13 protein-coding genes are annotated in these 13943 nt (G+C 65.3%); 5 read left to right on the top strand and 8 right to left on the bottom strand.

Annotation, left to right across the window (positions count from 1 at the left end):
* From HBF25_RS09835 to rpsB, 8 genes are all read right to left on the bottom strand, one after another.
* The gene (locus HBF25_RS09835) at nucleotides 1–819 is read right to left on the bottom strand and encodes a phosphatidate cytidylyltransferase (protein ID WP_166947844.1); all 819 of its coding nucleotides are present in this window, start codon (nucleotides 817–819) and stop codon (nucleotides 1–3) included.
* Nucleotides 820–831: 12 nt separating this feature from the next.
* Entirely contained in the window at nucleotides 832–1569 is a 738-nt protein-coding gene (gene uppS, locus HBF25_RS09840) for a polyprenyl diphosphate synthase (protein ID WP_166947846.1), read from the bottom strand.
* Nucleotides 1570–1589: 20 nt separating this feature from the next.
* Complete coding sequence (gene frr, locus HBF25_RS09845) at nucleotides 1590–2147, bottom strand: ribosome recycling factor (RefSeq protein ID WP_166947848.1); 558 nt, start codon at nucleotides 2145–2147, stop codon at nucleotides 1590–1592.
* A gap of 102 nt (nucleotides 2148–2249) precedes the next feature.
* On the bottom strand, nucleotides 2250–2972 hold the full coding sequence (gene pyrH, locus HBF25_RS09850) for a UMP kinase (protein ID WP_166947850.1): 723 nt from the start codon (nucleotides 2970–2972) through the stop codon (nucleotides 2250–2252).
* Nucleotides 2973–3659: 687 nt separating this feature from the next.
* Entirely contained in the window at nucleotides 3660–4445 is a 786-nt protein-coding gene (locus HBF25_RS09855) for a chitosanase (protein ID WP_166947852.1), read from the bottom strand.
* Between the two features lie 187 nt (nucleotides 4446–4632).
* Nucleotides 4633–5427 (bottom strand): chitosanase, encoded by a 795-nt coding sequence (locus tag HBF25_RS09860; RefSeq protein WP_166947854.1) that lies wholly within the window; start codon nucleotides 5425–5427, stop codon nucleotides 4633–4635.
* A 304-nt stretch (nucleotides 5428–5731) separates the two neighbouring features.
* Nucleotides 5732–6610, bottom strand: a complete 879-nt coding sequence (tsf, locus tag HBF25_RS09865; protein ID WP_166947856.1) for a translation elongation factor Ts — start codon at nucleotides 6608–6610, stop codon at nucleotides 5732–5734.
* Nucleotides 6611–6697: 87 nt separating this feature from the next.
* Entirely contained in the window at nucleotides 6698–7558 is an 861-nt protein-coding gene (gene rpsB, locus HBF25_RS09870; protein WP_166947858.1) for a 30S ribosomal protein S2, read from the bottom strand.
* A gap of 383 nt (nucleotides 7559–7941) precedes the next feature.
* Here rpsB and map point away from each other — a divergent pair, with 383 nt between their 5' ends.
* The 5 genes from map to dapE all read left to right on the top strand — a co-directional run bounded on the left by map (nucleotide 7942) and on the right by dapE (nucleotide 13908).
* Complete coding sequence (map, locus tag HBF25_RS09875) at nucleotides 7942–8709, top strand: type I methionyl aminopeptidase (RefSeq protein WP_166947860.1); 768 nt, start codon at nucleotides 7942–7944, stop codon at nucleotides 8707–8709.
* Between the two features lie 66 nt (nucleotides 8710–8775).
* Complete coding sequence (gene glnD / locus HBF25_RS09880; RefSeq protein ID WP_341778070.1) at nucleotides 8776–11433, top strand: [protein-PII] uridylyltransferase; 2658 nt, start codon at nucleotides 8776–8778, stop codon at nucleotides 11431–11433.
* Nucleotides 11420–12247, top strand: a complete 828-nt coding sequence (gene dapD, locus HBF25_RS09885; RefSeq protein WP_166947988.1) for a 2,3,4,5-tetrahydropyridine-2,6-dicarboxylate N-succinyltransferase — start codon at nucleotides 11420–11422, stop codon at nucleotides 12245–12247. The genes glnD and dapD overlap by 14 nt, the downstream gene beginning before the upstream one ends.
* Nucleotides 12248–12251: 4 nt before the next feature.
* Nucleotides 12252–12602, top strand: a complete 351-nt coding sequence (locus HBF25_RS09890) for a Spx/MgsR family RNA polymerase-binding regulatory protein (protein WP_166947862.1) — start codon at nucleotides 12252–12254, stop codon at nucleotides 12600–12602.
* 175 nt (nucleotides 12603–12777) lie between these two features.
* Nucleotides 12778–13908 (top strand): succinyl-diaminopimelate desuccinylase, encoded by a 1131-nt coding sequence (gene dapE, locus HBF25_RS09895; protein ID WP_166947864.1) that lies wholly within the window; start codon nucleotides 12778–12780, stop codon nucleotides 13906–13908.
* Nucleotides 13909–13943 lie beyond the last annotated feature (35 nt).

Genomic DNA, 13943 nt, shown 5'->3' on the forward strand with positions numbered 1-13943 from the left:
TCAGAGCCCCAGGAGGATCTTGCCTGCCGCAAACACGGGCAGGGCGGCGAAGACGCTGTCCAGGCGGTCCAGCAGGCCGCCGTGGCCCGGGAACAGGTTGCCGGAGTCTTTCACTTCGGCATGGCGCTTGAGCAGGCTTTCGAAGAGGTCGCCCACGACGGCGGCAGCCACGGCGAGCACGCCGAGCACGAGCAGGCCGATGAGCTGGCCACCGTCACGCACGCCGAGCAGGTAGCCGCCGAGCAGGGCGACAAAGCCGCCGGAGAGCACGGCGCCATATACGCCCGCCCAGGTTTTTCCCGGGCTGATCCGCGGAGCCAGCTTGCGACGGCCGAGGAAACGACCGCTGAAGTAGGCGCCGGTATCGGCCGCCCAGACGATGACCAGGGCCAGCAGGGTCCACCAGTTGCCGTGGTCGCTGTCGTGCAGCGAGATGGCGGCGGCGAGCGTGGGAATGACCACCAGCACGCCGGCACCGAGCTTCAGCAGGCGGTTTTCGCTGTTGGGGGCGGCGGCGAAGGTGAAGTGACGCAGCCAGAAGCAGCAGCCGATCCACCAGGCCACGCCCACGAAGCTGAGCACCGTGAGCACGCCTGGCGTGCGCACGATGACCAGCGCGGCCAGGATGGCGGCGGCAAAGGCCACCACGATGCCGCGTCCCAGGGGCGTGCGGCAGCCGGCGAGCTGGCTCCACTCCCATGCGGCGCCCACGAAGACGAGGGCGACCACGGCGGCGAAAAAGCCCGTGGGCGGCACCAGGATGAGTGCCAGGACGACCGGAAGGAGGATCGCGGCGGTGATGATGCGTTGCTTGAGCATGTATGTCCGGCGTCAGCCTGTGGCGACCTGTTCGCCGGTGCGCCCGTAACGGCGCTCGCGGCGGGCGTAGTCGTCGATGGCCTCGGCGAGGCTGTCCTGGTCGACGTCGGGCCACAGGGTGTCGGTGAAATACAGCTCGGCGTAGGCGAGCTGCCAGAGAAGGAAGTTGCTGACCCGGCGCTCGCCACCCGTGCGGATGAACAGGTCGAGCGGCGGCTGGTCGGCGAGGCAGGTGAAGCCGTGCAGGCGATGCTCGTCGAGCTCGTCGGCGCTGAATTCACCGCGGGCGATGGCCTCGGCGGCGCGGCGCGCTGCCTGGGCGATATCCCAGCGGCCGCCGTAGTTGACGGCCACGTTCATGTTGAGGGCGGTGTTGCCCTCGGTGTGTTCCATGGCGGCCAGCATGCGCTTTCGCAGCTCGGGGGCGAAGGCGTCGAGATCGCCCACGAAGCGGATGCGTACGCCGTTGCCGTGCAGCTCCTTTACTTCCTTGTCGAGCGCCTTGAGGAACAGTTCCATCAGTGCCGACACCTCGGTGGGCGGGCGCTGCCAGTTTTCGCTGGAAAAGGCGAACAGGGTGAGCGAGGCGATGCCGCGACGCAGGCAGAACTCCACGGCCTCCCGGACGGCTTTCTGTCCGGCATGGTGACCGAACGTGCGCGGGCGAAGACGCTGCTTCGCCCAGCGACCGTTGCCATCCATGACGATGGCCAGGTGGCGGGGAACCCGGGCTTCGGGCCTCGCTGCCATGGGTGTGGACCGATGGCGCGTCAGAGCGCCATCAGCTCCTGTTCCTTGGTCTTGACCACGTCGTCGACTTCCTTGACGTACTTGTCGGTCAGCTTCTGGATGTCGTTGTCGGCGCCTTTCTTGTCGTCTTCCGTGATCGCCTTGTCTTTCAGCAGCTTGTCGACATGCTGGATGGCGTCGCGGCGGACGTTGCGGATGGCGATCTTGGCGGCTTCGCCTTCCTTCGCCACGCTCTTGGCGAGCTCCTTGCGGCGCTCCTCGGTCGGGGGCGGGAAGTTGAGGCGGATGTCCATGCCCATGGTGGTGGGCGTGATGCCGAGGTCGGAAGCCATGATGGCCTTCTCGATCGGACCGACCATGCTCTTGTCGAAGGGCTTCACGGAAAGCGAGCGCGCATCGGGCGTGGTGACGTTGGCCACCTGGGCCAGCGGAGTCGGCGAGCCGTAGTAGGGCACGACGATGTTGTCGAGGATGGAGGCGTTGGCGCGACCGGTGCGGATCGATTTCAGGTCGTGCTTGAGCGAGTCGATGCTCTTGCCCATGCGGGTCTCAGCATCTTTCTTGATGTCGTTGATCATGGGCTTGTTTCCGGTGGAACTGGTCAGCAGACGAGTATAGCAGGGAGCGCGGTCCGGCCTTGCCGCACCGCGCCAGGGCGCCCCCGGGAGGGGCCGGCCGGATCAGCCGGCGTCGACCAGGGTGCCTACCGGTTCGCCCTTCATGATCTTCATGAGGTTGCCCGGCTGGGTCATGTCGTAGATGCGCAGGGGCAGCTTGTTCTCGCGGCACAGGGCGATGGCGGCGGTGTCCATCACTTCGAGGCGGCGCTCGATCACCTGGTTGTAGGTGAGGTGCTCGTAGCGGGTGGCGTCCGCATGGCGCTTGGGATCGGCGCTGTAGACGCCATCGACCTTGGTGGCCTTGAGCAGCAGGTCGGCACCGATTTCCACGGCGCGCAGGGCGGCGGCGGAGTCGGTGGTGAAGAACGGGTTGCCGATGCCGGCGGCGAACAGGGCGACACGGCCCTTTTCGAGGTGGCGGATGGCACGGCGACGGATGAAGTCTTCGCAGACTTCGTTGATCTTGATGGCGCTCATGGTGCGGGCTTCGCCGCCGAGCTTCTCGATGGCGTCCTGCATGGCAAGGGCGTTCATCACGGTGGCCAGCATGCCCATGTGGTCGCCGGTGACGCGGTCCATGCCGGACGCAGCCAGGCCGGCACCGCGGAAGATGTTTCCGCCACCGATGACGACACCGACCTGCACGCCGGCGGCGATGACTTCGAGGATTTCCTTGGCGAGGCGGCCGATCACCTTCGGATCGATGCCGTAGTCCTCGCTACCCATGAGGGCTTCTCCGGAGAGCTTGAGCAGGATGCGGCGGTGGTTCAGCTGGTTGCTCATGTGGGGTCTCCAGATTGTGTGGGGCAAAACGCGCGTAGTGTAGCGCGCGTTCTTTGTTACAGGAACGTGAAAAACTGTCGCGGGGTTTGGTGGGGGGCTTCGCTTCGTAGGGTGGGCTCGCCTGTCGGCCTCGCGCTCGGCGCGTGGGGCGTGGCGGCGGACGAGGCGACGGGTGCGGCCCTTGGCGCTCCGGCCTGCGGTGTCCCTCGGGAAAGGAGAGCCGCTGCGCGGCCCGGTGTCTTATGGCTTACGCCCCTTCGGGCACGGGTAGCGTGCGGGGCTTTTCGACTCGGCTTCCGTGCCTCGGCGAAAAGGGCCGGCCTTCCTGGCCGGCCCCGCTACGCGGCCTTGTCCGCCCGCTCCCCTCACCTCCATCAAGTCGCGCCAAGGGCCGCCCCCGCCGCCTCTCCCAACGTAATCGCGGCGTGTTGTAGGAGCGCGCCTGCGCGCGACCATACATGGCGCGGCCCATCATCGCTCCCATTCCACCGGTCGCGCGCAAGCACGCTCCTACAGGGATGCGGGGGCGTGGTGCGATTACGTTGTAGGAGCGCGCCTGCGCGCGACCGTTCATGGCGCGGCCCATCATCGTTCCCGTTGCACCGGTCGCGCGCAAGCACGCTCCTACACGGGCGGTTCGGGTATTCGGAGGGCGCGATCTCTCGCGGCCCTCCGGTGCTTATCGCATCAGGGGATGCTGTACGAATCCCCATAGACCTTCCAGCGCAGTGGTGTATCGAGCCCGAAGTTGCCTGCTTTCAGGAATACGCGCTGTGCCGTTTCCACGCGCGATGTGTCGGCGTGGGCTTCTTCCTGCTTCATCACTTTTACGCGTGCATCGAGAAATGCATTGAGATAGGTGGTTTCATTGCCGCCTTGCGCGGGCGTTTTTGCAACTTTCATTGCTGCCTTGCGGATGCCGCCGAAGCTGTCGGATGACGTGCCGGGGCCGTGCATCACGATGGCGTCGTAGTAGATGAACTGGCCAAGCGTGCGCAGGCCATCGGCCTTGGCCTGATTTACGGCCGGAGTGAAATACTGCTCGTCGCGGACGTTGTCCTGCGCCACCTGGAATGCGACATCCTTTGCGGCGGCACGCCAGTCGCCCGGGAAGCCGGGGTCAAGGCCTGCGTGCGAGGCGGAGTTCTGGTTTGCGAGCTTTTGCAGGGCGGGAATGTATTTGGCGAGGCGATTGCCCGGCGACACGGCCTGGTAATCCTTCACCAGATCCAGCATGTCGCCGGTGCCGGAACAAAAGCCGATGATGCCGGCGGTGTAGCCGCGGCCGTCCTGGATGTCTTCGATGTACGAGTACTGCGCACGCCAGTCGAGGCTGGAGTTTTCGGCGCTGGAGACCAGTTGCATCGCGATCTCTTTCTTCGCGGGCGTATCGAGGTCGGCGGCGAAGACGGGGGTGGCGACGAGCGTGGCCAGGAGTGCGGCGAAAAGACGTCGTGTACGGCGAACGTGCATGGTGGCTTCCTTGTGATTTGCGCCGGGAATCGGCTCGCAAGTTATTGCGCTTGCGCGGCCTTGCGGACGCGACGGCGCTCACAGGAAATTGGTTGCAGTTTGAAACATCGCGCTTCGTGCCGTTTTTCGCTTTTTCACCTGTAACGAAGGCCGCGATGAGTGCGGCCTTCGGGTTTGATCCGTGGGATCAGGGGATGTGGAAGTGCCCCTTGTTGACCGTCCAGTCGAGCGGCGTGTCGAGGTTGAGGTTTCCAGCGTTCAGGAACAAACGCTGCTCCGTATCGATGCGATCGACGTTGCCCTTGTGATCCGGTTCTTTCAGCATGATGGCTTCGCGCGCATTGAGGAATGCGGTGAGGTAGGCGGTTTCATCGCCACCTTGCGCCGGCGGCAGCGCGTTGGTGAGCGCTGCCTTGCGGATGCCGCCGAAGCTGTGGGCATCGTCGCCTTCGCCGTGCATGACGTACGCGTCGTAGTAGATGAACTGGCCGAGGATGCCGAGGCCGTCGGCCTTTGCCTGGTTCAGTGCCGGATTGAAGTAGATGTCGTTGAGTGCCTGATCCTGCGCGCCCTGGAATACCGGGTCGGCGGCCGCCGTGCGCCAGTCCTGCTTGAAGGGGTTGCCAAGGTTTTTCACCGATGACGAGTGTCGTTTCGACAGGTCGGCCAGTGTCGGCAGGTATTTGGAGAGGACATTGCCGGGTTCCAGGCTGTCGTACAGCTGGACGAGCGCGAGCATGTCGTCTTCGGCCGAGGTGAAACCGACCAGGCCGGCGGTATAGCCACGACCGTCCTCGAGATTCTGGATGTAGCCGTATTCGGCACGCCAGTTGAGGGTGGTGTTTTCCGCGCTGGAGACGAGTTCCATCGCGATTTCGCGCTTGGCTGGAGTGTTCAGGTCATCGGCGTGGGCGGCGAAGGCCCCGAACAGGCCGAGGGCGAGAAGCGAGGCCTTCAGGAGCGAGGTGCTGCGTAAATGCATGTGGTTCTCCCTGTCGTTGGCGCCCGGGTTGGGCGCCCGCAAATTCTTGTGATTGCAGGCAGGGGGTGGCGCGATGGATTTCGCAGGAAATTTCTTTCGGTTCGAAGATCGGTGTTTCGGCGTGTTTTGCGATTCAGATGCAAAGCCGCCATGAATTGTAGGAGCGCGCCTGCGCGCGACCGGATCATTCGAAGCGATGCAGGTACTCGCGATAGTCGGTCGCGCGCAAGCACGCTCCTACAGATCGGGCATGAAAAAGGCCGCGATTGCTCGCGGCCTTTTTCTTTCAGCGGGGGAGGGTGGCTTACGCCAGGCCTGCCTGCTTCATCACTTCGGCGGCGAAGTCGTCCACCACCTTTTCGATGCCTTCGCCGACAGCGAGACGCTGCACGGCGACGATCTCGGCACCGCCCTTCTTGAGGGCTTCGGCAACGGTGACGTCCTGGTCGAGAACGTACTGCTGACCAACGAGGGTGGCTTCGGCGAGGATCTTGTTGACCTTGCCCGAGACGATCTTGTCAAGGATGTCGGCCGGCTTGGCCTTTTCCTTGTCGGACATCTTTGACAGCTCGATTTCCTTTTCCTTCTCGAGGAAGTCGGCCGGGACGTCTTCGACCTTGATGAACTTGGGGTTCATCGCGGCGACGTGCATGGCAATGCCCTTGGCCAGTTCTTCCGAGCCGCCCTTGAGGGCCACCAGCACGCCGATGCGGCCGCCGTGCGAGTAGGCGCCGATCGGGCCATCGTTGGCCACGCGGGCCATGCGGCGCACGTCGAACTTCTCGCCGATGGTGAGGGTGAGGGCCTTGGCGCCTTCCTCGACCGTGGTGTCGCCGAGCTTCGTGGCCTTCAGGGTGTCGATGTCGGCAGCGCCGGATTCGAGGCCGACGTTGGCGACGTCCTTGGTGAACTGGATAAAGCCTTCATTGCGCGACGAGAAGTCGGTTTCGCTGTTGACTTCGACAAGGAAGGCGTGGCCCGGCTTGCTGGCAACGGCGATGAGGCCTTCGGCAGCGACGCGGTCAGCCTTCTTATCAGCCTTGGCGAGGCCGTTCTTGCGCAGCCATTCCATTGCCGCTTCGATGTCGCCGTTGTTTTCGACGAGTGCCTTCTTGCACTCCATCATGCCAACGCCGGAACGCTCACGCAGTTCCTTGACGAGGCCCGCGGTGATCTCAGCCATGGTAAATCCTCAAAGGTTTGATGGGCGCCGCGGCGGTGTTGCCGCGGCGCCGGATGAAACGGAAGAGCGGTTTACGGGGTGGGGCGCTTACGCGCGGCCACGACCACCGTCACGGCCGCCTTCGCGACGCGGTGCACCCTTCTTGGCCGGGGCGCCGCGGTCGTTGCGACGCTCGCCGCGCGGGGCTTCGTCCTTGGCGACCGGGTTGCCGGCTTCGTCGAGCTCGACGAACTCGTTGGCATCGCCGCGGGCGGCGTGCTGCGGAGCGGCGGCCTTGCCTTCCAGGATGGAGTCGGCGGCGGCGCGGGCGTAGAGCTGGATGGCGCGGATGGCGTCGTCGTTACCCGGGATGGCGTAGTCGACGAGGGCCGGGTCGTAGTTGGTATCGACGACGGCGACGACCGGGATGCCGAGCTTGCGGGCTTCCTGAACGGCGATGTCTTCGTGGCCGATGTCCACGATGAACAGGGCGTCCGGCAGGCGGTTCATGTCCTTGATGCCGCCCAGCGAGTTCTGCAGCTTGTCGCGCTCGCGGCGACGGGCCAGCACTTCGTGCTTGACCAGGCGATCGAACGAACCGTCGGTTTCGGCGGCTTCGAGTTCCTTCAGGCGGGCAACCGACTGCTTCACGGTGCGGAAGTTGGTCAGCATGCCGCCGAGCCAGCGGGCGGTGACGAACGGCTGGTTGGCGCGGCCGGCTTCTTCAGCCAGGGCTTCGCGGGCCGAACGCTTGGTGCCGACGAACAGGATGGTGCCGCCCTTCTGGGCCAGGCCCGAGAGGAAGTTCATCGCGTCGTTGAAGAGCGGGAGGGTCTTCTCGAGGTTGATGATGTGGATCTTGCCGCGGGCGCCGAAGATGTACGGAGCCATCTTGGGGTTCCAGTAACGGGTCTGGTGGCCGAAATGGACGCCGGCTTCCAGCATCTCGCGCATGGTGACTTGTGCCATGGAATTACTCCTGGGCGAACCGCTTCGAGGCGGTTCTATGGGGGTTGGGACCTCCACGCATCCCCGGCTTCGACCCGGCCTGACCGCGGAGCCTTTCGCTCGGCGACGGTCTGGCAGGGCACCCCGAAGGCGGTGCCGATGCGTGTGTGGCGTTAAAAGCGAATGCCTTGCGCCCGGGCCAAGGATGGCCTCGTGCGGTTACAATCGCGCTTCGATTTGCCGCCGTGGCCACATGAAAGTGGCTTCGCCGTACAGCAAAACTCGCTAATTGTAGCCTTCACGGCCGGTCGCCCGCAAGCCGGGGTGGATTTCCGGACCGGGTGCCGCCACCTTTCAGGCTGGGCCCAATTCCCTGAGGGCAAAAGGAAAAGAGAGAAACCACCATGGCAGTCGTACCGAAGACCCCCGAAGAGATCCAGTCCATGCGCGAGGCCGGCCGCCTGGCCGCCGAAGTGCTCGCCATGCTGGTCCCGCACGTGAAGCCGGGCGTTACCACCGAAGAGCTCGACAAGCTGGCGCACGATCACATCGTGGACGTGCAGAAGGCGATTCCGGCCAACGTGGGCTACCGGGGCTTCCCCAAGACGGTCTGCACCTCGGTCAACCATGTGATCTGCCATGGCATCCCCAGCCCTTCCAAGGTGCTGAAGGACGGCGACATCATCAATATCGACGTCACCGTCATCAAGGATGGCTGGCACGGCGACACCAGCCGCATGTACTTCGTGGGCACGCCGAGCGTGCTGGCCAAGCGCCTGGTGGAAACCACCTACGAAGCCATGATGAAGGGCATCGAGGCCGTGAAGCCGGGGGCCACCCTGGGCGACGTGGGCGCCGCCATCCAGAAGCACGCCGAGGCGGCGGGTTTCTCGGTGGTCCGCGAGTATTGCGGCCATGGCATAGGCAAGGTCTACCACGACGAGCCCCAGGTGCTGCACTACGGTCGCCAGGGCACGGGCCTGGAGCTGAAGCCGGGCATGACCTTCACCGTGGAGCCGATGATCAACGCCGGCAAGCCGCAGACCAAGTCGTTGCCCGATGGCTGGACGGTGGTCACCAAGGACCACTCGCTGTCCGCCCAGTGGGAGCACACCATCGCGGTTACCGACGACGGCTTCGAGATTCTCACGCCCTGGCCGGACGCCGCCTGACGATTCCCGGCGAAGGCTTCCGGGTCTTCGCCCGTTCCACCGATCCAGCCACCGAGGGGCCCTGTCGTGACGCTTCCACCGCTTCCGCGCCTGCCCGCCGTGGTTCCCCGCTCGGGCGTGTCGCCCGAAGCGCGGCGTTCGCTCCGCCAGTTGCTGGACGACGCCGATCGTGCGCTCGCCGTTGCCTTCCGCGACGGCGAGGATGCCTCGGCGCTCGCGCGGCGCCGGGCGGAGATTGTCGGCCGGGTGGTGGTCCACACCTGGGGCGCCTGTCTGGGCGACATGGCCGCCGCCACCTTGTTTGCCGTGGGCGGCTTCGGCCGCGGCATGCTTTTTCCGTATTCCGACGTCGACCTGCTGGCGATGGTCGGCGAAAGCTCGCCGCCGCTTTATCGCGCGCTTGAACACTTCTTCGCCTGTCTGTGGGACATCGGCCTGAAGCCGGGTCACGCCGTGCGCACGGTGGAGCAGTGCAGGGACCTCGCGGCGAGGGATACCAGCGTCTTCACCAGCCTGCTCGATGCCCGCCGGCTGGCCGGCTGGCCCATCCTCTCCGACGAACTGCGTGGCATCCTCGAAGACCCGGCGTTCTGGCCGCCCCGCCAGTACCTGGCTGCGCGGCTCGCCGAGCGCGATGCGCGTCACGCACGCTACGACGATACGGCGCAGAACCTGGAGCCCAATCTCAAGGACGGTCCCGGTGGCCTGCGCACTCTCGATTCCCTGCGCTGGCTCGGCCGGCGGCTTGCGAATGCGCCGGATTTCGACGAGATGGTGGCCGAAGGGCTGCTTGAACCCGTTGAAGCCGCTCGACTTGAACGCGCCGAGGAAACCCTGCGTCGCTACCGCTATGCGCTGCATCTGGAAGCAGGGCGGGCCGAAGAGCGCCTGTTGTTCGACTACCAGCGCGCCCTGGCGGCGAACCTGGGCTTCGAGGACGAGCACGCCAAGAATCTCGGCGTAGAGCAGTTCATGCAGGGCTATTACCGGGCGGCGACCCAGATCGAGCGTTCGGGGACGCAACTGGTCGAACGTTTCGAGGAAATGCTCGACCCTGATACCGAGCCACAGCCGGTCGGCATCGATTACGTGAGGCATGGCTCGCGCATCGCCCCGCGCAATCCGAAGCTGTTCGCCCGTCGCCCCGCAGCCCTGGTGGAAATCTTCATCGCACGCCTCGACGAGCCGGGCATCACGGGTTTCACGGCCGAGACGATGCGGCGCATCCAGCATGCGGTATCGCTGCACGGCGAGGCGCTGGCGGACGATCCGCAGGTGCTGGCCGCCTTCCTGAGCCTGCTGCGTCGTGGCGCGCCGGCCGTGGATGCCCTGTGGCGGATGAACCGCCACGGCTTGCTGGCTGCCATCCTGCCCGCCTTCGGCAAGGTCGTGGGGCGGATGCAGTACGACCTGTTCCATGTGTACACGGTCGACGAGCACACGCTGCGCGTACTGCGCAACGTGGCCCGCTTTGCCGATCCGGCCGCACGGCGTGAGTTTCCCGTGGGGTGCGAAATCTGGCCCCATATCGAACGGCCCGAGCGCATGCTGCTGGCCGCGCTGTTCCATGACATCGCCAAGGGGCGCGGTGGCGACCACTCGGTGCTTGGCGAGGAAGACGCCCGAGCGTTCTGCACCAAGGTGGGCCTGCCTGAAGAAGACGTCGATCTGGTCGCGTGGCTGGTTCGGCAGCACCTGCTGATGAGCACCACCGCCCAGCGCCAGGACATCACCGACCCCGAAGTGGTGCACCGCTTTGCCGGCACGGTGGGCGACTGGGAACACCTGGACCATCTCTACCTGTTGACCATCGCCGACATCATCGGCACCAGCCCGAAGCTGTGGAACGCGTGGAAGGACCGCCTGCTGGCAGACCTCTATACGTCCACCCGCTTTGCCTTGCGCAGCGATGCCGCGCTGCCCGTGCATGCGGGAACGCGTGTGCGCGAATGCCGGGAGCGTGCGCTGGCGATGCTGGCCACCGACAAGGTTGAGGCCGACGATATCGCACGGATCTGGGCCGAGTTTCCTGATTCGAGCTTCCTGCGCCATCGTCCGGAACAGATCGCCTGGCAGACCTCCGCCATCCTGCGCTCCCATGGGGTGACGCCGCTGGTCGAAGTGCATCCCTTCTCGGTGCGTGGAAGCACCGAGCTTTTCATCTACACCTCCGACCGCGACGGCCTGTTCGCCACGGTCACGGCCATGCTCGACCGGCTGCGTTTTTCCGTGGTCGAGGCACGCGTGCTGGTATCGACCTCCGGCATGGCGCTGGATACGTTTCTGCTGCTGGAATCCGATTCGCAGGCGCCGGCCTCGCTCCAGCGCGCCGACGAACTGCGCACCCGCATGCTGCGCGCACTGGACCAGCCTGCTGGTCAGCCACCGCCAAAGCGCAGCCTGTCGCGCCATCTTCGCCATTTCCAGATGGCACCCCGTATCGAATTCGTGGACACCGGCGAGCGCACGCAGCTGGCGCTCGTGTGCACCGACCGGCCCGGCCTGCTCGCCGCCGTGGCGCAGGCGCTGGCCGAAGCGGAGGTGCGCGTGCATGATGCGCGTATCGCCACGTTCGGTGAACGCGTCGAAGACTTTTTCCAACTGACCGATCGCAGCAATGCGCCGCTGTCTTCCGAGCGCCGGGAGATCCTGCGGGCATGCCTGCTCCGCCACATCGGTTCCGACCTCCCCAGGAATGCCGTACATGCAGATGCAAACGCTTGAATCCGTCATCGAAGCCGCCTTCGATCGCCGCGCCGACCTCACCCAGAACGAAATCGAGGGTGGTCTGCGCGAGGCCGTCGACCAGGTGCTCAACCTTCTCGAATCCGGCGAGCGCCGCGTAGCCGAGCCAGACGGCAAGGGCGGCTGGACCGTCAATGCCTGGCTGAAGAAAGCCGTGCTGCTGTACTTCCGCATGAATGGCAACCGCGTGATGGATGGCGGTCCGTCGAGCGCCTTCGACAAGGTGCCGCTGCGCTTTACCGATGGCGACACCAGCGAATACGCCAACCTCGGTGCCCGCGTGGTGCCTGGCGCGCTCGTGCGCCGTGGTGCACACATCGCGAAGGATGCCGTGCTGATGCCGAGCTACACCAACATCGGTGCCTACGTCGGCGCCGGCACCATGGTCGATACCTGGGCCACCGTGGGCTCCTGCGCTCAGATCGGTGCCAACGTGCACCTGTCGGGCGGCGTGGGCATCGGCGGCGTGCTGGAGCCGCTGCAGGCCAATCCCACCATCATTGAAGACAACTGCTTCATCGGCGCGCGCTCCGAAGTGGTGGAAGGCGTGGTGGTGGAGAAGGGTTCGGTGATCGGCATGGGCGTGTTCCTGGGCCAGTCCACCCGCATCTACAACCGAGCCACGGGTGAGGTCAGCTATGGTCGCGTGCCGGCCGGCAGCGTGGTCGTTGCGGGCAACCTGCCCGCGAAGGATGGCAGCCACAGCCTGTACGCCGCGATCATCGTGAAGCAGGTGGACGAAAAGACCCGCTCCAAGACCGGCATCAACGAACTGCTGCGCAGCGGCGAGTGATCCCATGACCGTCACCCTCTACGGCCTGCCCACCTGCGATACCTGCAAGAAGGCGCGCAACTGGCTCACCCGCTTCGAGGTGGCCCATGAGTTCATCGATTACCGTGCCAACCCGATCCCTCCGGCCACGCTCAAGGCGTGGGCGGAGACACTGGGTGGCTGGGAGAAGCTGATCAACAAGGCGTCCACCACGTGGCGCACGCTGCTGCCCCAGCGCAAGGATCCGCGCACCGACCCCGAGTGGACCCTGTTGCTCAAGGAATATCCGGCGCTTATCAAACGCCCGGTGGTCGTCGCGGGCGATGACGTTTCAGTAGGTTTTTCCGACAACGCCTTCAAGAAACGCTTCATGTAGGAGCGCGCCTCGCGCGCGACCCGTGGGTGCCATTTCGTCAGGTTGCGAGGCGGCGTTTTGCTGATGCGTGCCGTCGGTATCCGGTCGCGCGCAAGGCGCGCTCCTACAGGGGTATTGGTGCCGTATGGGGTGGCGGAGGGGTATGCTTTCTGTCCGCCACTCCATGACCACCGCCATGTCCGCCGTTCTCGATCTTACCCGCGACCTTATCGCCCGCCGTTCCGTCACGCCTGAGGATGCGGGCTGCCTGCCCCTCATCGCCGGTCGCCTGGCGAAGCTCGGTTTTCGGATTGAGCATCTTCGCTTCGGCGACGTCGACAATCTGTGGGCCACGCATGGTACGGGCGGCCCGGTCCTGGCCTTCCTCGGTCATACCGATGTGGTGCCCACGGGTCCTGAAGATCATTGGGCTTCGCCTCCGTTCGAACCGACCGAGCGCGACGGCATGCTCTATGGCCGTGGCACGGCCGACATGAAGGGTTCCGTCGCCGCCATGGTCGTGGCGCTGGAGCGCTTCGTCGCGGCTCGTCCAGCTCATCCGGGCACGGTCGGCCTGCTGCTCACCAGCGACGAAGAAGGCGTGGCATTGCACGGCGTGCGTGAAGTCGTGGAGCACTTTGAAAAAATGGGCCAGCGTATCGATGCCTGCGTGGTCGGCGAGCCATCCGCCAAAGCGAAGCTTGGCGACCTGATTCGTGTCGGCCGGCGCGGTTCGCTCTCCGGTACGCTCACGGTGCGCGGTGTGCAGGGGCATGTGGCCTATCCGGAGAAAGCGAAGAATCCTATCCACACCTTTGCACCGGCACTTGCCGACCTGGCAGCGGAGCGCTGGGATGAAGGCAATGCGGATTTTCCACCCACGTCGTTCCAGGTCTCCAACCTCAACGCAGGCACCGGCGCGAACAACGTCATTCCGGGCGAACTCGTCGCGCTGATCAATTTCCGGTTCTCCACGGCCAGCACGGCTGATGGCCTGCGCGAACGCACCGAAGCCATCCTGACGGCGCATGGCGTGGATTTCGGCATCGACTGGCATCTATCCGGACACCCGTTCCTGGCCACGCCCGGAGGACGTCTGCGTGAGGTCGTGGTCGGCGTGTGCCGCGAGCTTTGCGGCATCGATCCGGAGCAGAGCACGGGCGGCGGCACGAGCGATGGCCGTTTCATCGCGCCCATGGGGGCCGAGGTGATCGAGCTGGGCCCCGTCAATGCCACCATCCACAAGGTGGACGAGTGCGTCAGCATCGCGGACCTGGAAAAGCTCCCCGGTCTCTACGAGGCCATCTGCGAGCGGATGCTGGCCTGACGGCTCCGCACTGCCCGACACGAGGGCGAGTCTGC

The sequence above is a fragment of the Luteibacter anthropi genome, assembly GCF_011759365.1.
Lineage (GTDB): Bacteria > Pseudomonadota > Gammaproteobacteria > Xanthomonadales > Rhodanobacteraceae > Luteibacter > Luteibacter anthropi.